At 70.7% G+C, this 18,138-nt stretch carries 18 protein-coding genes; 10 read left to right on the forward strand and 8 right to left on the reverse strand.

Going from position 1 to position 18,138, the window contains the following annotated elements; translation table 11 throughout:
- Positions 1-438: a VOC family protein gene (locus HUT06_RS34965; protein WP_176199623.1), complete on the reverse strand. Its 438-nt coding sequence runs from the start codon at positions 436-438 to the stop codon at positions 1-3.
- 93 nt (positions 439-531) lie between these two features.
- Between HUT06_RS34965 and HUT06_RS34970 the strand changes: the two genes are divergently transcribed.
- Positions 532-1,125 (forward strand): TetR/AcrR family transcriptional regulator, encoded by a 594-nt coding sequence (locus HUT06_RS34970; RefSeq protein WP_176199624.1) that lies wholly within the window; start codon positions 532-534, stop codon positions 1,123-1,125.
- Here the strand turns inward: HUT06_RS34970 and HUT06_RS34975 are convergent.
- The gene (locus tag HUT06_RS34975) at positions 1,122-1,727 is read right to left on the reverse strand and encodes a DedA family protein (RefSeq protein ID WP_176199625.1); all 606 of its coding nucleotides are present in this window, start codon (positions 1,725-1,727) and stop codon (positions 1,122-1,124) included. The genes HUT06_RS34970 and HUT06_RS34975 overlap by 4 nt on opposite strands.
- 284 nt (positions 1,728-2,011) lie before the next feature.
- Here HUT06_RS34975 and HUT06_RS34980 point away from each other — a divergent pair, with 284 nt between their 5' ends.
- Together HUT06_RS34980 and HUT06_RS34985 are read left to right on the forward strand one after the other, a co-directional pair.
- Positions 2,012-2,320, forward strand: a complete 309-nt coding sequence (locus HUT06_RS34980; RefSeq protein ID WP_176199626.1) for a hypothetical protein — start codon at positions 2,012-2,014, stop codon at positions 2,318-2,320.
- A gap of 648 nt (positions 2,321-2,968) precedes the next feature.
- A complete protein-coding gene (locus HUT06_RS34985; protein ID WP_176199627.1) occupies positions 2,969-4,216 on the forward strand; it encodes an HNH endonuclease signature motif containing protein in 1,248 nt (415 codons plus the stop codon).
- Between the two features lie 83 nt (positions 4,217-4,299).
- Here HUT06_RS34985 and HUT06_RS34990 read toward each other — a convergent pair whose 3' ends face one another.
- The gene (locus HUT06_RS34990) at positions 4,300-5,541 is read right to left on the reverse strand and encodes an IS256 family transposase (protein ID WP_176199628.1); all 1,242 of its coding nucleotides are present in this window, start codon (positions 5,539-5,541) and stop codon (positions 4,300-4,302) included.
- Between the two features lie 674 nt (positions 5,542-6,215).
- On the opposite strand from HUT06_RS34990, the gene HUT06_RS34995 reads away from it, so the two are divergent.
- Positions 6,216-6,704, forward strand: a complete 489-nt coding sequence (locus HUT06_RS34995) for a hypothetical protein (protein WP_176199629.1) — start codon at positions 6,216-6,218, stop codon at positions 6,702-6,704.
- A 519-nt stretch (positions 6,705-7,223) separates the two neighbouring features.
- Here the strand turns inward: HUT06_RS34995 and HUT06_RS35000 are convergent.
- Positions 7,224-7,598 (reverse strand): winged helix-turn-helix domain-containing protein, encoded by a 375-nt coding sequence (locus HUT06_RS35000; protein WP_368406997.1) that lies wholly within the window; start codon positions 7,596-7,598, stop codon positions 7,224-7,226.
- Positions 7,599-7,844: 246 nt separating this feature from the next.
- On the opposite strand from HUT06_RS35000, the gene ddaH reads away from it, so the two are divergent.
- The gene (ddaH, locus tag HUT06_RS35005) at positions 7,845-8,684 is read left to right on the forward strand and encodes a dimethylargininase (protein WP_254715544.1); all 840 of its coding nucleotides are present in this window, start codon (positions 7,845-7,847) and stop codon (positions 8,682-8,684) included.
- Here ddaH and HUT06_RS35010 read toward each other — a convergent pair.
- Both HUT06_RS35010 and HUT06_RS35015 read right to left on the reverse strand, forming a co-directional pair.
- Positions 8,681-9,943, reverse strand: a complete 1,263-nt coding sequence (locus HUT06_RS35010) for a nitrate/nitrite transporter (protein ID WP_176199630.1) — start codon at positions 9,941-9,943, stop codon at positions 8,681-8,683. The genes ddaH and HUT06_RS35010 overlap by 4 nt on opposite strands.
- A 70-nt stretch (positions 9,944-10,013) precedes the next feature.
- On the reverse strand, positions 10,014-10,586 hold the full coding sequence (locus HUT06_RS35015) for a helix-turn-helix domain-containing protein (protein ID WP_176199631.1): 573 nt from the start codon (positions 10,584-10,586) through the stop codon (positions 10,014-10,016).
- A 63-nt stretch (positions 10,587-10,649) separates the two neighbouring features.
- Here HUT06_RS35015 and HUT06_RS35020 point away from each other — a divergent pair, with 63 nt between their 5' ends.
- Positions 10,650-11,570, forward strand: a complete 921-nt coding sequence (locus HUT06_RS35020) for an NAD(P)/FAD-dependent oxidoreductase (protein ID WP_176199632.1) — start codon at positions 10,650-10,652, stop codon at positions 11,568-11,570.
- Positions 11,571-11,580: 10 nt separating this feature from the next.
- Positions 11,581-12,600 (forward strand): transcriptional regulator, encoded by a 1,020-nt coding sequence (locus HUT06_RS35025; protein WP_176199633.1) that lies wholly within the window; start codon positions 11,581-11,583, stop codon positions 12,598-12,600.
- Here the strand turns inward: HUT06_RS35025 and HUT06_RS35030 are convergent.
- Entirely contained in the window at positions 12,587-14,032 is a 1,446-nt protein-coding gene (locus tag HUT06_RS35030) for a wax ester/triacylglycerol synthase family O-acyltransferase (RefSeq protein WP_176199634.1), read from the reverse strand. The two genes, HUT06_RS35025 and HUT06_RS35030, sit on opposite strands and share 14 nt — an antisense overlap.
- A 258-nt stretch (positions 14,033-14,290) precedes the next feature.
- On the opposite strand from HUT06_RS35030, the gene HUT06_RS35035 reads away from it, so the two are divergent.
- The gene (locus HUT06_RS35035) at positions 14,291-14,968 is read left to right on the forward strand and encodes a uracil-DNA glycosylase (protein ID WP_176199635.1); all 678 of its coding nucleotides are present in this window, start codon (positions 14,291-14,293) and stop codon (positions 14,966-14,968) included.
- A 176-nt stretch (positions 14,969-15,144) separates the two neighbouring features.
- Here HUT06_RS35035 and HUT06_RS35040 read toward each other — a convergent pair whose 3' ends face one another.
- On the reverse strand, positions 15,145-16,005 hold the full coding sequence (locus HUT06_RS35040; protein WP_176199636.1) for a hypothetical protein: 861 nt from the start codon (positions 16,003-16,005) through the stop codon (positions 15,145-15,147).
- A 135-nt stretch (positions 16,006-16,140) separates the two neighbouring features.
- Here HUT06_RS35040 and HUT06_RS35045 point away from each other — a divergent pair, with 135 nt between their 5' ends.
- Positions 16,141-16,905 (forward strand): 1-acyl-sn-glycerol-3-phosphate acyltransferase, encoded by a 765-nt coding sequence (locus HUT06_RS35045; RefSeq protein WP_176199637.1) that lies wholly within the window; start codon positions 16,141-16,143, stop codon positions 16,903-16,905.
- 66 nt (positions 16,906-16,971) lie between these two features.
- Entirely contained in the window at positions 16,972-18,135 is a 1,164-nt protein-coding gene (locus tag HUT06_RS35050) for a DUF5925 domain-containing protein (protein ID WP_254715545.1), read from the forward strand.
- Positions 18,136-18,138: the final 3 nt, after the last annotated feature.

Genomic DNA, 18,138 nt, shown 5'->3' on the forward strand with positions numbered 1-18,138 from the left:
CTAGGTTCCCGCGCCGCCCTGCACGTACTGCTCGGCATACTCCCCGGTCGCCGGGACGACGGTGATCACATCGATCATGACGCCGTCGGGCGCCGCGACGATGAAGTGGCGCTGCCCGAACTCCTCCGTCCGCAGGGAGAGAAGCTCGACCAGCCCCTCTCCTCCCACCAGCCTGCGGTGCTCGGCATCGACGTCATCGACCTCGAAGTTGAGCAGAAGCCCACCCTGGAGGGGCGTGCGGTGCCCCTCGGGGATGGTCGGGTGGGTGTGGTCGAGCAGGGCGAGTTCGTAGTGCGGGGCGTCCGGGCGGCGGAGGCTGACGTACCAGTCGGCCTCGAAGGTCACCTCGAACCCGAAATGCTGCACGTAGAACCGCCGCGACGCGGCGACATCGCGGGTGGCGATCACGGGGTAGAAGCTCCCGAGCTGGACGTTCATCGGTCTCCATCCGTAGGTCGATTTCACATACCCAGGGTATGCAAGATGGACGGTAACATACCCCGGGTATGCGAAAGAGGGGATGGACCGACGATGCCCGTCACGAGGGCCGAACAGCGAGCCGCGACACGACGAGCGCTGCTGGCCGAGGGACGCCGCAGGTTCGCCGCCGACGGCTACCACGACGTGGTCCTGGCCGAGGTGGCGCAGGCGGTAGGCGTCACCAAGGGCGCGGCCTACCACCACTTCGACAGCAAGGCGGGCCTCTTCCGGGCCGTGGTCGCCGAGGTGCAGCAGGAACTCGGCGAACGCGTCGCGGCCGCCGCCGACCAGCACGCCGACCCCTGGGAGCAGTTGCGGGCAGGCTGCCGAGCCTTCCTGGCCGCCGGACGCGACCCAGTGGTGCGCCGCATCGTGCTGATGGACGCGCCGGCCGTCCTCGGCTGGGACGAATGGCGAGCCATGGACGAAGACTCCTCAGCCCGCCACCTCACCGAGGCCCTTGAGGGCCTCGCAAAAGCCGGAATCATCACCGACCAGCCAGTGGAGCCACTGGCCAGATTGCTGTCAGGCGCCATGAACGAGGCAGCCCTATGGCTGGCCCGCTCACCGTCCCCGCAGGCACAGGCGCAAACAGAACAAGCATTGGACCGCCTACTGAACGGCCTGCGCTCGCAAGACACCTAACGCCCGCGCCTCCGGCGGACGCGCCAGACGATGACGCCTGCGACGACCACACACGCGACCACGATCGCGACGACGCGTCCGGCCTCATGCTCGATGCGGGTGTAGGCGTTGCCGGCGAAGTAGCCGAGCAGCGTGAAGCCCACCCCCCACAGGAGGCCGCCGGCGGCGTTGAACAGCAGGAACACGTGGCGGGGCATCCGCGACATCCCCGCCAGCGCGGGCATGATCGCGCGGAAGAACGCGATGAACCGCCCGAGGAACACGGCCACGCCGCCCCGGCGCTGGATCAGGTCGCGGGCCTTGTCCACATGGTCGCGGTGGGGGCGGAGCATGCGCGTGTCCAGGATCGCCGGGCCGACCCGGCGGCCGATCATGTAGCCGACGAAGTCCCCGACGATCGCCGCGACGACCACCACCGCGCACAGCCAGACGATCGAGACCCGGTGCTGGCCGGCGATGACCCCGCCGAGGACGACGGCGGTCTCGCCGGGCAGCACGAAGCCGAAGAACAGGGCGTCCTCGCAGAACACCAGCCCGCCGACGACCCCGTACACGACCGGCCCGGACAGACCGCCCAACCACGACGTGACCGAGTCGAGCACCTCTCCCCCATCCCGAAGTCCCCACGGCACCGCACGCGCGAATCCCGCCCGCCGGTGTTCCTCTGCCTACCCTGCGCACACACCCCAATCCCGCGTCCGCCCTAGAGCCCTCACCGTGTCCCCATTGCCACCTTGCCTGCACGTGACCGCCCGGCTTCGATGAGTAGCAACGATCGCCAGCGGCACAAAGGAGAACTGATGACACGAAGCCCGAGCCAGGCCCCGTGAGGAGTGGACGCGAATGAGCGCCCGTCTCCCCAAGGCGGGGGGAGAAGACTGGCGACGTGCGGATCACCGCGGTCGGCCGCCGCGTCTTCGCCTCCCGCATCGAGACAGCGGCCCCGCTCCTCGACTGGCGGACCGGCGACTGGGCCCAACTGGCTTACACGCCGATCGACCTGCCCGCGCGGTTCGTGGCCCGTCTCCACGCCTACCTCGACCGCTTCGGCCTGGCGTTCGGCTGTTTCGACTTCGCGGTTGACGACACCGAGGACCCGGTCTTCATTGAATGCAATCCCAATGGCCAGTGGGGATTCCTGCCCGCATCCGACTCCACCGCGGACGCCTTCGCGGAACTTCTGCAGAATGGGTGAGGTCATGACGCCCCGAGATCCCGTACGGCTGCGAGCCGCAGCTTGCCGGACGGCTCGCACTCGACGACCGGGCCTGGCACGAGGCGGTGGAGGCCGTGCCTCGGCACCGGTTCGTTCCGGGCTTCTACGCCGACTCCGGCGAGCGTTCCCCGGACGTCAGCCCGAACAGCCGCAGATCAGCGGGGTTGCATATCATTCGGGGGTGGCCTCGTAGTGCTGTTGGACGGCGATGGCCTTGCCGAATTGGCCGGCCTGGCTGGGGCTGCCGCAGAGTTGCGGAGAACTCGCCAGTTCTTAAGCATCCTTGAGCTGGGCGTTTGCGTTCGCCGCCTCGGAGCCTGACGCGCGAGCGAGCATCGCCCCCGATGTCCAGAGGTCCGACCCGCCAGAATCCGGCGATGACCTGCACGTCCATCCAATGACAGCGGCGCTTTGTCGAGTCACCGCCCGCTCCGGCCGCCCTTTGCCCGATCCCCCCCTGCGGGAACGCACAACACGCGCTCCACAATCCACAAGACAGATGCAATCAAAATGCCCGAAATGAGGCATACAAGGTAACCCCGGACGGCGATCATGAATCACGAAAAGAATCGTGGTCGAATTCCGGCTCGAAGCACAAACCAGCGCCCGGCCGGATATCATAGGAGCATGAGTTCAATTCCGGTCGATCTTGATGCCGCGTCCACCATTGAATTGGTGAACGCGGCCTCTGTGATCGCCGCTGAACTCGCCTCCCGCACCGCCCCCGACTCCCCGGCCACCTGCCTGGAACTGGCCGAAGGACTCGCCGCCGCCACCGATCTGCAAGAGGCCGCGCTGGCCGGATACGTCGGCGTGGTGGACGGCGCCCGGGAGGTCCAGCGGTGGGGTTTCCCCTCAACCCGCTCCTGGCTGCGGTCCCGTATGGGCATGCGCGAAACCCGCGCCAAAGAACGCCTCACGCTGGCCCGCCAGCGGCACCGCCTCACGGAGGTCACCGACCGGTGGACCGCAGGTGAACTGTCGACCGGGTACGCCGCCACCATCGCCGAAGCCACCGCCCGCCTGGACGACCATGACTGCCCGGTCGCTGAGAACATCCTGCTGGGCATGGTCGACCAAGGATTCTCGGCCGGGAAGGTCGCCTCCTTCGGCAAGCGGATCCGTGAGGTGATCGCCGAACGCGACGGGCGTGAGCAGATTCCGGAGGATGTGGCGCGTGGGTATGAGCGGTCGTGGATCGACTCGACCCGGTCGTTGGATGGTGGCCGCTACATCAAGGGCTGGCTGAACGCTGAGGACGCCGCGATCTGGGACGGCACCCTGGGGCCGCTGGCCAAGCCCGCCGGGACCGACGACCACCGCGACCTGTCCGAACGCACCGCCGCCGCACTGACCTCGGTCCTGTCCGGCGGGCACAAGGCCACCCGCGTCACCGTGATCTGCGACCTGGACACCCTCACCGGCGCCACCACCCCCGCCCGCCTCACCGACGGCACCCCCATCCCCGCCGCCCAAGCCCGCCGTATCGCACTAGCGGCCGGAGTCTCACCCCTCCTCCTCGGCCAGGGGAACACCCCGCTCTACCTCGGTCACCGGGTGCGATTCGCCACCGGCGCCCAACGCCAAGTCCTGGAAACCCTGTATGCGACGTGTGCGGTGCAGGGGTGCGAGGTGCCCGGGACGCTGTGCGAGGTCGACCACGTCCACGGCTGGGCCCTCGGCCACAGCCCCACCGACATCGACAAGCTTGCACTGGCTTGCGGGTGGCACAACCGGTACAAACACAGCAACCCCGATCGGCTCCATATCACCAAGGCGCAGGACGGCCGCTACACCTACCGCCTCCACCCACCCGGGGCCGGGCCTCTCCACAAGCTGAGACGCCCACCACCCACATGGCCCCAGGCCGCCTGATCAACAGACCGACGCCCACGCCCGAGGTCACGTCCAGCGGAGTGGTGTATGAGTTGATCTTCGCGTGATCCTGTTTCTGCAGGTTAAGCGGTGAGTTCTCGCTGGTCGATCTCGGGGTCGGGTGTGTTGCCCTCGACTACTCGAAGGCGGGCTTTGGCCAGGAACTCCAGGCCCATGTAGCGGCGGGCCTCGGCCCACTCGTCGGTCTGCTCCATCAGCACGGCGCCGACGAGGCGGACGATCGCGGCACGGTCGGGAAAGATCCCGACCACATCAGTGCGCCGGCGAATCTCCTTGTTCAGCCGCTCCTGGGGATTATTCGACCAGATCTGCCGCCAGAGCTGGCGCGGGAAGCCGGTGAAGGCCAGCAGATCCTCGCGGGCGGCGTCCAGGTGCTCGGCCGCCTCGGGATGCTTGGCCTCCAGCGAGGCGACGACCCGTGCGTGCTGGGCATGGACCTCCTCGGCGGCGGGCTGGTCGAAGATGGTCCGCACCAGCGTGGCCACCCACGGCTGCGCCGACTTGGGGACGCGGGTCAGCAGGTTGCGCAGGTAGTGCGTCCGGCACCGCTGCCAGCACGCCCCGGGCAAGGTGGAGCCGATGGCCTCGACCAGGCCGGCGTGGGCGTCGGAGATCACCAACTGCACCCCCGACAGGCCGCGGGCGACCAGCCCGCGCAGGAACGCCAGCCAGCCGGCTCCGTCCTCGGCCGAGGTCACCTCGATCCCCAGGATCTCGCGGTGCCCGTCGGCGTTGACCCCGGTGGCCACCAGCACGTGCACGTTCACGATCCGGCCGCCCTCGCGGACCTTCTGCGTCAGGGCGTCCACCCACACGAACGCATACGGCCCGCCCTCCAAAGGACGGTTGCGGAACGCCGCGACCTGCGCGTCCAGCACCTTCGACATCTCCGAGACCTGGCTTTTGGAGATGCCCTTGATGCCCATCTGCTCCACCAGCTTGTCCACCCGCCGCGTCGACACCCCCAGGAGATAGGAGGTGGCGACCACCGACACCAGGGCCTGCTCGGCCCGGCGACGCCGCTCCAGCAGCCACTCGGGGAAGTAGGACCCCGACCGCAGCTTGGGGATCGCCAACTCCACGGTGCCGGCGCGGGTGTCCCAGTCCCGGACCCGGTAGCCGTTGCGGCGATTGACCCGCTCGTCCGAGCGTTGCCCGTAGTCGGCGCCGCACACCGCATCGGCCTCCGCGCTCATGAGCGCCTCGGCCATCGTCTTGACCATCGACCGCAGCAGATCCGGCTCACACGCCCCGATCTGCTCGGCAAACCAGCTCACGGGGTCCACACTGTTGTCGGCGGCCATCGCGTTCCTCTCCTTCTGATCTTGGTCGATTCGAAGGATCACGCGATGGCCGTCTCACGTCACGACGCCACGCCCTCTGACCAGGTCAAACTCATACACCACCTCCGTGGACGCAACCACGCCCCGCCCGACCCGCCCCAGCGGCGCGGGCCGGGCCCGGCTGCACACACCTGGTGACCTGCCGCGCCGGCTTTGGTTCACGGCTGCCTGCTCGACACACCGCCCCCAGTCGCTCCGCCGACACGGGCGCGGCCCCCACCTGTGCGTCCCCGCCCTGACGGCCCATGACCACGTGCTTCAGCAAGCACACCCACGTCCGATGCATCCGCCAGCGCACGTGCCAGGCCCATCCCTTGCCTTCCGAACCCGGTCGGCACCACACCGGCCCAAGCCACCAACAAGCCCCCCGCGCCCGCACCCGGCCACCAAACTCCGCTACGGCCCCAGAAAGACCTCATTATTGGGTAGTTCCTCCTGGCAGAGAGCCTTCGACCAGGCCGGACACGGCCAGCGCATACCTCGGGCGCCTGAACCGGAGCCGCTAGAAGACCGCAGGCGCTGGTGGTGTCAGGCGGGTCGAGCGTCCGTGACCGCGCGTCCCGCTCGACAGCGTCGAGTGGGCAGCACGATCGTTCGGGGGCGAGATGAGAAGTAATCGGGTTGCGGCGATCGCGGTGACCGTCGCGCTTATCGCGAGCGGTGCAGGGGCGTGCGGGTCGGAGGACCCCGATGCCCCGTCCAAGCCGTCCAGGACGCCAGTGAAGAGTTCAACGAAGCCGGATTCGCCGAAGTCACAGAAGCCGACGACTCAGGCGCCTCCCCCTACGCCGCAGGACACCGATGACCGGCCGCTTCCGGAAGAGTGCAAGCATCCCGCGGGCGGGAGCGTCCGGCAGAGCTGTATCGAGGAGTACGGGCCGGACGGTGTGGGCACGGTGGCCCCGGTCCCGCCGGAGCGGGATCGGGACAACGACGGCATCGACGACTCCGTGGAGGAGCCGGAGCCGCCCGAGGACGTGGAACCGGAGGAGCCGACGGAGGAGCCGGAACCGACTCGAAGCGACCAGGAGGTGCCGTCCAAGGAAGAACAGATCGAGGAGTGCACCGAGCAGACCGGCATGCCGAAAGAATGCCGGGAGAAGATCGATCCTGACCATTCGTGAGCCGGTGCGCACTCGGGAGCGATAGAGCGGCCCGCAAACCGGATCGCCGGAGGCCGCCCGGCATGCCTTCTTGGCTCGGCGGTGCGGCGCTTGGACAGGCTCAGGCGGACGTCAAGGCTCGTAGTTGTCGCGCTGCCGGTAGCTCTCGTGCTTGTTTCGAGCAGCCGCCCGACGGCGATGATGTCGGCCGTCAGGCCGCCGATCAACGCACCAGCCGGGCGAACCATGAGCTGCTGACCGTAATCGTGGACGGCTTGTTCCCACTCGCCCACATCCACGGCCACGTCCACGTCATGATCGGTCACGCGGTCGATGCCGGAGAGGATCTCCTCCAAGGCTCCCGATGGGGGACGGCGGCCCCGGCGCCCAGGGCGGCCATCAACTGGAGTGCGGCGCGACGCTTCACCGTCATCGTCCCCATCGTCCGGAAGAGGGCTCGGGGGGGTACGAGTACCCGCCCGGGATGACCGAAGGCCCTTTCCGCGCCGCACGGAGCAGGGACTTCAGGTCGTACTTCCCTTACCCCGTTCGAGGACGTTCTGCCGGGTCCACGACGAATGTCCCGCGACCGACCACGCCTCGGACGACGCCTTTCTCACGCAGGACGCCCAATGCTTCGACCGCCGTCCGACGCGATACTCCGAACTCGTCGGAAAGGGCGGCCGAACTCGGCAGGCACCGTCCAGGTTGGTAGACGCCTTCGTCGATGCGTCGCTCTATTTCAGCGGCCACCTGCCGATACAGCGGCTCGCGGCATGGGCGGGGTAAGGGCGGGGTCGTCAAGGTGCGGGTTCGGGTGATGGACGGGCGGTTGCGGGTGGACGTGACCGACCCCGAGCCGGGGCTGCCCCGGGTCATGGACGCGTCCGACACCGATGAAGGGCACCGGGGCATGGCGATCGTCGCGGGGTGCGCTGACGCGTGGGGGTGGTATCCGGTGGCGGACGGCAGGGCCGTTTGGTGGACGCAGGTTCTCGACGTTCGCGGGGCTGGACGGGGGCGCGCAACGAAGTGCCGCAGGACGGGGTGAAGACGCAACGAAGTGGCAGGTCATCGCAATGTTGGCGCATTGGATCGCGCGGCTTTGCTTCCTAGGCTTCCGGTTGAGTGATCCCCCTTCGGACGTCCTTGGAGACACGTATGACCGTCCTGCCGGCAATGGAGCCGAGCACCGTCCGGACCGCGCTGCGGCGGCACTTCCTGATGTGCCGGCCCGAGCACTTCGCCGTGACCTACGCGATCAACCCCTGGATGGACCCGGTGGCCGGGGCCGACGCGGCGCGGGCCGTCGAGCAGTGGGAGGGCCTGCGGGCCGCGTATCTCGCGCTCGGGCATGAGGTCAGCCTGATCGATCCGGTCGCCGGGCTGCCGGACATGGTGTTCGCGGCGAACGGCGCGCTGGTCGTCGGAGGACGCGTGTACGGGGCGAAGTTCACGCATCGGGAGCGGCATGCGGAGGGGCCCGCGTATGTGAAGTGGATGCGGGAGAACGGGTTCGCGGAGGTGCTGGAGGCCCAGCACACCAACGAGGGCGAGGGCGACTTCCTCACGCTCGACGACGTGATCCTCGCGGGGACGGGGTTCCGGACGGACATCGCCGCCCACCAGGAGGCGCAGGAGTTCCTCGGGCGGCCCGTGGTGACGCTCCGGCTCGTCGACCCGCGCTTCTACCACCTGGACACGGCGCTGTTCCCGCTCGGCGGCGGCAACGTCGCCTACTTCCCCGGCGCGTTCTCGCCGGGCAGCCGGGCGGTGCTGGAGCGGCTGTTCCCGGACGCGATCATCGCGGGTGAGGACGACGCGGCCGTGCTCGGGCTGAACGCGGTGTGCGACGGGCGCAACGTCGTCATCAACGCCGAGGCGACCGGACTGATCCGGACGCTGGAGACGTACGGGTACGAACCCGTTCCGGTTGACCTGTCCGAGTTGCGCAAGGCGGGCGGCGGGCCCAAGTGCTGCACGCTGGAGCTGCGCGGCTAAGCGGGCGGCGGCCCCGGAGGGCGGCTCCGGGGCCGGCGGCGCGTCGGCAGGCCGAGGTGTCGGCGGGCCAGGGTTCGGGTGCGTAGGACGCCGGCGATGCCGATCGCCCAGATGCCGATCTGGACGGTCCACGCGGCCCGGAACGCCTCGGGCGTGAACTCGCCGTCCGGTGACAGGGCGTCCAGGACGATGCCGATCAGCAGGATCGTGACGAGGGACGCGACAAAGCCGCCCACGTTGACGATGCCGGTGGCGGTGCCCTGCCGGCCGGGCGGGTTGAACGTGCGGGCGTAGTCGAAGCCGATCATCGAGCCCGGGCCGCCGGGCGCGACGCACAGGACGAGCAGGACGAGCAGCCAGGCGGGGGCGGGCGGCGGCCAGGCGAGGACGGCCGCCCAGGCCGCGACGTTCATCCCGACGATGCCGAGCACGAGCCAGGAGCGGCGCAGCGGATAGCGGGCGACGAGCCGTCCGATGAACGGCCCGGAGATGACGTTGACCAGCACGAACAACGTCAGGAGGGTGGACGCGGCGGCCGGCTTCATGCCCTGGCCCGACACCAGGTACGGGTAGCCCCACATGAGCGCGAAGGTGTTGGACGAGAACTGCGTCACGAAGTGCGACCACAGGCCGAGGCGGGTGCCGGGGTGGCGCCAGGCCTCCACGAGGTTGGTGCCGGTCTCGCGGAGGGTGGGGACGTCGGCGCGGCCCGGTCCGTCCCGCAGGAAGGCGATGGACAGCACCGCCATGAGGACGCCGAGCGCGGCGGCCGACCCGAAGGCGGTGCCCCAGCCGGGGCCGTGCAGGAGCGCGACGAGCGGGATGGCGCTGAGCACCTGGCCGAGCTGACCGAGTTGCCCGGTGAGCTGCGTCACGACGGGGACGTACCGTCCGGGGAACCAGGTCGCGACGATGCCGAGGACGCTGATGAACGTCATCGCGTCGCCCGCGCCGACCATGACGCGGGCGGCGACGGCCGTGCCGATGCCGGTGGACACGGCCATGAGCGCCTGCCCGCCGGCCATGAGCAGCGCGCCGCCGGCGACCATCTGGCGCGGGCCAACACGGTCGAGGAGCAGGCCCACGGGAACCTGTAGGCCCGCGTAGACGAGCAACTGCAAGACGGTGAAGGACGCGAGGATCCCGGCGGACGCGTCGAACCGGTGGACTGCGTCGAGGCCGACGACGCCGAACGATGTGCGGTGCAGGACCGCGACCGCGTAGGCGAGTACGCCGATGCTCCACAGCACCCACGCCATGGGGGCGGCCTTAGGGCGATCTGGGCATTCCTGGGGAGGTTGGGCGGTCTGCACGGATACCCAATTTATGTCACTTCTGTCGAGGTCTCGCCCGCAGGTGCATGCGCTCGCCCTGCGGCCCGAACAGGCTGAGGATCTCGGCCGGGCCGTCCGCGCCGGCGAACCAGTGCGGCAGCCGGGTGTCGAACTCGGCGGCCTCGCCCGGCTCCAGGATCATCTCCCGGCCCGCGAGGTAGAGGCGCAGCCGCCCGTTCAGCACGTACAGCCAGTCGTAGCCCTCGTGCGTCTGCGGCTCGCCCGTCCACCGGCGCTCCGGGACGATCATCTTGAACGCCTGCACCCCGCCGGGCCGCCGGGTCAGCGGCAGCACGGTCATGTCGCCCATCTTCTTCGGGCGCGGCCTGATCCGCGGGTCGCCGACGGCGGGCGCGCCGACCAGCTCGTCCAGCGGGACCCCGTGCGCCTGCGCGAGTGGCAGCAGCAGCTCCAGGCTCGGCCGCCGCTTGCCCGACTCCAGCCGCGACAGCGTGCTCACCGAGATGCCGGTGGCCTCGGCGAGCGCGGTCAGCGTGATGTCGCGTTCCTGCCGCAGCCTGCGCAGCCGCGGCCCGACTCCGGCGAGGACGTCCTCGGTCGTCTCCATGGCTCTATTGCAGAATCGGCAAAGATGTTTGTCAATCCGGGGACCGTCGCGCATGCTCGCGGTATGGCTGAGAACAGGGAACGAGAAGTACTGGTCATCGGGGGCGGCCCGGCGGGGCTGAGCGCCGCGCTCGTGCTGTCGCGCGCACGCCGGGACGTCACCGTGATCGACGCGGGCGAGCCGCGCAACGCGCGGGCCGAGCACATGCAGGGGTTCTTCACCCGGGACGGCATGCCGCCCGCGCAGTTGCTGGAGATCGGCCGCACCGAGGTGCGCGGCTACGGCGGCGAGATCATGTCCGGGTCCGTCGAGCACGCCGCCGGGAACGCGGCCGACGGCTTCGTCCTGACCCTGGCGGACGGGACGAGCCTGCGGGGCCGCCGCCTGCTGGTCACCACCGGCGTCACCGACGTCCTGCCGGACGTCCCCGGCCTGCAAGAGCGGTGGGGGCGCGAGGTGCAGATGTGCCCGTACTGCCACGGCTGGGAGGTCCGCGACAAGCGCATCGTGGTGCTGGCGACGTCGCCGAACTCCGTCCACCAGGCGTCGCTGCTGCGGCAGTGGTCGCCGGACGTGACGTTCCTCGCCGCCGAGGCCCCGACCGGCGACGACGCGGCCCGACTCGACGCGCGCGGCATCCGCGTCGTGGAGGGCGAGGCGCGGCGGCTCGTCGTCGAGAACGACCGCGTGACCGGGTTCGAGCTGGCGGACGGTTCCGTGCTCGGCGCCGACGCCGTGTTCCTCGCGCCGACGTGGGTCGCCAAGGACGGCCCGCTGACCGACCTCGGCTGCGAGATCGGCGACGACGGCTTCGTGAAGGTGGACACCACCGGCCGGACCAGCGTCCCCGGCGTCTGGGCGGCGGGCAACGTCGTCTTCCCGGCCGGCCAGGTGATCATCGCCGCGTCCGCCGGCTCGATGGCCGCCGCGATGATCAACGCCGACCTCATCGAGGCCGACGTGGCGCGCAGGCTAGCCGCCTAGGGTGTGGCGGGTGGACGAGCGGGTGTGGGGCGAGCAGCGGGGCTCGTTGGACGCCGCGCGGGCACGGTTCGGCAAGGTCGCGAGCAGCCTCTACCCGGACGTGCCGCGCGTCGCCGATACGGCGCTGCTCTGCTCGGACGGGTGGGTGCCCGACATGCCTGTTCCGCTGGGCGATGTCCGGTTGGAGTGGGAAGCGAGGCCTGAACCGCCGGCCGTCGCCGATCCGTCTGATGGGCTGCCCGCCGGCTTCCGGACGTACGCCGAGGCCATGGCCGCGCTCGCCCCGCCGAAGGTCTTCGAGGACCGTCCGTCCTACCGGCTGCTCGACGTCCGCCTCCCCACGCTGCGCTTCGGGCCCGCCCGCTACTTCGACGGCGTGAACGTGGGCGAGTCCGTCGCGCACGAGCTGGCCGCCGGGACGGACGCCGGGGCGGACGCCGGGACGGACGGCCTCCCGCTCCGCACCCGCATCGGCGACCCGTGCGACCTCACCCGCCGCCCCGCCCTCTGCGCGATCACCACGCTGACCGTGACGACGTCCAACGCCTACGTGCTGCACTGGCGCGACCCGGCGAAGGTGGCGCATGCGGGCGGGCTGCACCAGGTGATGCCGGTCGGGGTCTTCCAGCCGCTCCGCGACGAGGCGCCCGACCTGTGGAAGTGCATGGTCCGCGAGTACTCCGAGGAACTCCTCGGGACGGCCGAGGACTACGGCGACGGCTTCGTCCAGGAGGAGTGGCCCTTCCACCGGGCGATGACCGCCGCCCGCGACGCGGGGCGGCTGCGGCCGTACTTCCTCGGCCTCGGCGTCGACCCGCTGACGTTCGCGCTCGACCTGCTCACGGTCGTCGTCATCGACGCCGGCCTGTTCGGCGACCTCTTCGGCGGCCTGGTCGGCGTCAACGACGAGGGCACGGTCTCGATGGCGCCGTTCGACGGGACGGCCCCCCGGGCTATGCAGCCCGCCGGTGCCGCCGCGCTGGCGCTCGCCCGGCGGCACCGGGAGGCGCTCGGCCTCACTCGCGGCTGAGGGCCTTCAGCTCGTCCAGCGCGTCCACCAGGTGGTCCACGATCTCGGACGGGTCCGGGATGAGGTCGCGGCAGGCGACGATGCCGACGTTGACCTTCCCGTCGTAGGAGAACACGGTGATGTTCAGCCCGCCGCTGACGTCGGTGACGACGGAGATCGGGTAGTAGCCGAGCACCTTCGCCCCGCACAGGTACAGCGGGAACTGCGGGCCCGGCACGTTCGAGATCATCAGGTTGACCGGGCGCAGCGACAGCGCGGGCGCGGCCTGGAGCGCGAGCTTGGTCACGGCGCCGGCGAGCGGCGCGGGCAGCAGGCCGCTCATCTCCCGCACCCAGCCGCCGGACGTGCGGGTGAACCGCCGCTTGGCGACGTCCAGGTCCCGCCGGACGGCGGTGTACCGCTCCGCCGGGTCCGGGACGTGGGTGGCCAGCGGCGCCGTCATGATCGAGACCTGGTTGCCCGGTTCGGCGACGGCCCCGCGGCGGCGCAGCGAGACCGGGACGGCGGCGACGAGCGGACGGTCGGGCAGGTCGCCGTGCTTGTCGAGCCACTGCCGCAGCGCGGTCGCGCACAGGGCCATGACCACGTCGTTGACGCTGCCGCCGAGCCCGCGCCTGACCTCCTTGATCTCGTCCAGCGGGAGGATGCCGCAGGCGACGGAGCGGCGGCGGCCGATCGGCTGGTTGAACGGGGTCGGCGGCGCGCTGATCCGGGGCGCGTCCGGCATCTCGGGACGGCGCAGTGCGCCCTGCAGCGCCGACGCCACCAGCCCCACCCCCGGGACGGACGACAGGCCCGGTATGTCGTCGATGTGCGGCGCGGTGCGCGCGACCGACACCGCCGCCCGGACGGGCTGCATCGCGGCCTTCAGCAGCCCGGTGCCGACCATGTCGAACATCCCGGGCGCGCGGGTGGGCGGCGCCTCGTCGGCGGGCACGTCGCGCGGCTCGGGCGACAGGTCGAGGAGCGCGGCGAGCGTCTCGGCGGCCATCACGCCGTCGATCGCGGCGTGGTGCACCTTCACGTAGACGGCGGTCAGCCCGCCTTGCAGCCCCTGGATCAGCACCAGCTCCCACAGCGGGCGGGTGCGGTCGAGCGGCTGCTCGTGCAGCATCCCGACGATGTCGGCGAGTTGCCGCGCGGTGCCGGGTGCCGGGAGCCCGATCTCGGTGATGTGCCGTTCGGGGTCGAAGTCGGGGTCGTCCTCCCAGTACGGGTTGTCCAGCCCGAACGGGACCTGGACGAGCCGCTGCCGCAGCGGCCGGGCCGCGAGGTGCGCGCGGCCCCGGATCAGCTCCGCGACGAGCGGTACGCCGAGCCGGCCGCCGGGGCACGCCGCCGGGTCGACGATGCCCAGCCCGGCGATGTGCGCGTGCGTGGTGTCGTTCTCGGCGTGGAGGAAGGTGGCGTCCACGGTGGTCAACTGGCTCATTGCTGGGGTTCCGTCCGCTCGTCGTGCGCCTGCCTGCCTCTCTAGGAGTTATGCGCTCCCAGACGCCAGGTCAACGTGGTCCGGAAGGAAGCAACAGGGATTTAACGGGGCGTTTCACCCAGTTCATCCGCCATTTTTGGGGTGGCCTGGACAAGATTTTCCCCGTCTCCGACCTCTTGCGGTCAGAAAACTTCACAAAGGTCCCTAACCAGGTGATCCAGCTACGGCGGGGTGATCAGCGCACTAGGCTGGACGGCCATGACGGCACGACCACTCACGGAGATCGTCGAAGCGGGATGGGCGACCGCGCTGCAGCCGGTCGCCGGGACGATCGCCGCCGCCGGCGACTGGCTGCGCGGCGAGGTCGCCGCCGGCCGCAGGTACCTGCCCGCCGGGAACCTCATCCTGCGCGCGTTCACCCAGCCGTTCGACGACGTCCGCGTCCTCATCGTCGGGCAGGACCCCTACCCGACGCCCGGCCACCCGGTCGGGCTGAGCTTCTCGGTCGCGCCGGACGTCCGGCCGCTGCCCGCGAGCCTCGTCAACATCTACCGCGAGTACTGCGACGACCTCGGCCACCCCGAGCCGTCCACCGGCGATCTCAGCCCGTGGGCGGAGCGCGGCGTCTGCCTGCTCAACAGGTCGCTGACCGTGATGCCGCGCAAGCCTGGCTCGCACCGCGACAAGGGCTGGGAGCAGGTGACCGAGCAGGCCATCCGCGCCCTCGCCGCACGCGACCGCCCGCTCGTCGCCATCCTGTGGGGCCGCGACGCCCGCAACCTCAAGCCGATGCTCGGCAACGTCCCCTGCATCGAGTCACCGCACCCGAGCCCCTACTCCGCCGACCGCGGCTTCTTCGGCTCCCGCCCCTTCTCCCGAGCCAACCAGCTCCTGGAGCAACAGGGCGCCCAGCCCCTCGACTGGAAACTGCCCTAACTCCCAGGGGGCGACCCCCTGGAACCCCCGTCACGACGCAGGCGATCCTCACGCCGCCGTTGCGGTCTGTCGTGCCCGTGCGGGTATGCGCGGCGTCGCTGCGGTCGCCCGCGTCGGCGGGCATGCCCGCTGCGCTCGCTGGCGCTCGCTCCGCGTGCCTGCCCGTGGCGGGTGGCTCAGGACTCGTCGGGGAGGTGGCGGAGGAGGGTGGCGAATTCGCCGGTGCCCTCGGTGGGGGCGTCGGCGGCCAGGGGGGTGAGGCGGCGTTCGCCGTGGCTCCAGTAGACGCCGGGCGCGCACGGGTCTTCGGCGCCGTGGTGCATCTCGCGGACGACGTCGGCGAACACCGGGAGCACGTCGCGGACGGCCGTGGACGTGATCGGGTACAGCAGCAGCGTGCTGTGGCACGGGACGCCGACCAGGGCGCCGTGCTCGTTCGGCCACGGCAGGAACTGGTCGACCTCGCTGAGCAGCGCCGACACGTAGCGGCTGCCGGGCTTGGTGACCACGCGGACGTCGCGGCCGGGCAGCAGCGGCTGGTCGTGGACGGAGACGTCCGCCAGCTCCCGGTCGTGGGTGTTCGTCATCACGTAGCCGAGCTTGTGCAGGCCGAGCAGCCCGGCGCGGGCCTTGGTGAGCGGGCCGCCGTAGCGCGGGTGCTCTATCATCACGACCGCGTCGAAGTGGTCGCCGGCGGGGACGACGACGAGGCCCTCCCGGTCGCTCGGCGCGAGCTTCGGCACGATGCGCAGCCGCAGCAGCTCGCGGACGTCGCCGAACAGCTCCATCTCGCCGATCGCCAGGAACGCGCGGTCGCCGACCTCCCGGACCCACTCGTCCACGACCCGGGGCCACGCCGAGCGCGGCGCGCGGGCGCACCGCTCCAGGACCGTCCAGCTGGAGGCCCGTGCCTCGGAGCGGCCGACGGGGAGCACCACCTCGGAGGTGCCGGGGTCGAACCAGGCGCTGGGCGCCAGGGCGGGCAGCACGTCGCGGATGAGCGCGTGCACGTCCGCCGCCGCGTCCAACGGTTCCATGAAAGCTCATCCTCCCTCAGCCGTCGGCGGATCACGTCTCCCCCCAACCTTCTCAGAGTTCGGCCCCGTTGTGTGATCCATCGCGATGACCGCCGTCCACTCGCTGATCATGGGCTGCTCAAGTACGGTGCCTACATGCGCGAACTCGTGTACCCACCGGTGATCAAGACGGCTGTCGGTGTGTTCAAAGCCCTGAACATCAAGTTCCGTCTGGAGGGGACCGACCAGATCCCCAGCACCGGCGGCGCCGTGCTCGTCAGCAACCACGTGAGCTACCTCGACTTCATCTTCGCCGGCCTCGCCGCCCACCCGAAGAGGCGGCTGGTGCGGTTCATGGCGAAGAAGGAGATCTTCGACAACCGCGTCGGGGGGCCGCTCATGCGCGGCATGCACCACATCCCGGTCGACCGGAACGCGGGCGCGTCCTCCTACGCCGCCGCGCTGAAGGCGCTGAAAAGCGGCGAGATCGTCGGCGTCTTCGCGGAGGCGACGATCAGCCGGTCGTTCACGGTGAAGGAGATCAAGAGCGGCGCGGTGCGGATGGCGGTCGCGTCCAAGGTGCCGCTCATCCCCGTCGCGCTGTGGGGCCCGCAGCGCATGTGGACGAAGGGCCGCAAGCGCCGCCTGTTCCAGCGCAACATCCCGGTGACGATCCTCGTCGGCGAGCCGATGTACCCCAAGCGCGGCGACGACTACGACGCGGTCACGCAGGAGCTGCACCGCCGCATGTCGGAGCTGCTGGAGAAGGCGCAGCGCGAGTACCCCGACGTCCCGCGCTCGGACGAGACCTGGTGGCAGCCCGCCTACCTCGGCGGGTCGGCGCCGACGCCGGAGGAGGCCGAGAAGCTCGACCTCGAGGAGGCCGAGGCGCGCAAGGCGGCCCGCAAGGACGAGGAGTAGGCCGGCGGCGCCCGACCCGCCCTAATTCGTTGGACGCGGCGCACCGCGCGGCCTGATCATCTCTGCATGACCATGTCGCAGGAGAGGCCGCAGGAGGTCCTGCATCTGATCGAGCCCCTGGAGAACCCCATCGACCCCGGGGCGGAGTCCGCGCCGCCCGTGGTCTTCAACCTCTCCGACAACAACTCGCCGGCCGACGTCATGGACGTGCTGTCGCTGCGCCCGTTCGCGTCCGGTGAGCAGCCGTGGTCGCGGTCGACGCGGCTGGAGCACGTCAAGGCGGACGCTCCGCTGCGCCCGGACGGCGCCCGGCTGGTCCGCGTCGCGCACGAGAAGGGCAAGGAGTCGGTCCTCGCCGAGGGCGACGGCTGGACGCTGCTGACGAACCGCTGGAAGAGCGGCATCGCCTACGTGGCGGTCTCGGCGGTCACCGACGAGCTGGCCGAGGCGATCCTGGACGCGTCCGTGAAGGACGCGACCGAGCCGCCGAAGACCGACGACACCAGTGTCGAGATGGGCTTCTGGCACATGGGCTCGCACGGCCCGGTCCGCAGCGAGCGCGCCATCACGGCGGACGCGTGGGCCGACATCCGCGGCAACTACACCGCGCCGGTCGCCGAGGCGCTCGACGCGGTGATGGACCTCACCCGCGACGACGTCGCGGGCCGCCTGCTGCTCCTGCACGGCCCGCCCGGCACCGGCAAGACGACGGCGCTGCGCGCCCTCGCCCGCGCGTGGGGCGACTGGTGCCAGGCCGACTGCGTCCTCGACCCGGAGGCGCTGTTCGGCACGCCGAGCTACCTGATGGAGGTCGCGGTCGGCGACGACGAGGACGAGAACCGCCGCTGGCGGCTGCTCATCCTGGAGGACTGCGACGAGCTGATCCGCGGCGAGGCCAAGCAGTCGACGGGCCAGGGCCTGTCGCGCCTGCTCAACCTCACCGACGGGATGCTCGGGCAGGGCCGGGACGTCCTCGTCGCGATCACCACCAACGAGGACCTGGCGATGCTGCACCCGGCCGTCGTCCGGCCGGGCCGCTGCCTCGCCCAGATCGAGGTGGGCCGCCTCACCCGCGCCGAGAGCCTCACCTGGCTGGACGGCTCCGACGCCGATCCCGCCGAGATCGGCGCCGACGGCGCGACCCTCGCCGAACTGGCGGCCCTGCGCAAGGGCGAGAAGCGCCCGGAGAACCAGCAGGCCCCGGGCGCCGCCACCGGCTTCTACCTCTAGGCT

Source organism: Actinomadura sp. NAK00032 (genome assembly GCF_013364275.1).
GTDB lineage: Bacteria > Actinomycetota > Actinomycetes > Streptosporangiales > Streptosporangiaceae > Spirillospora.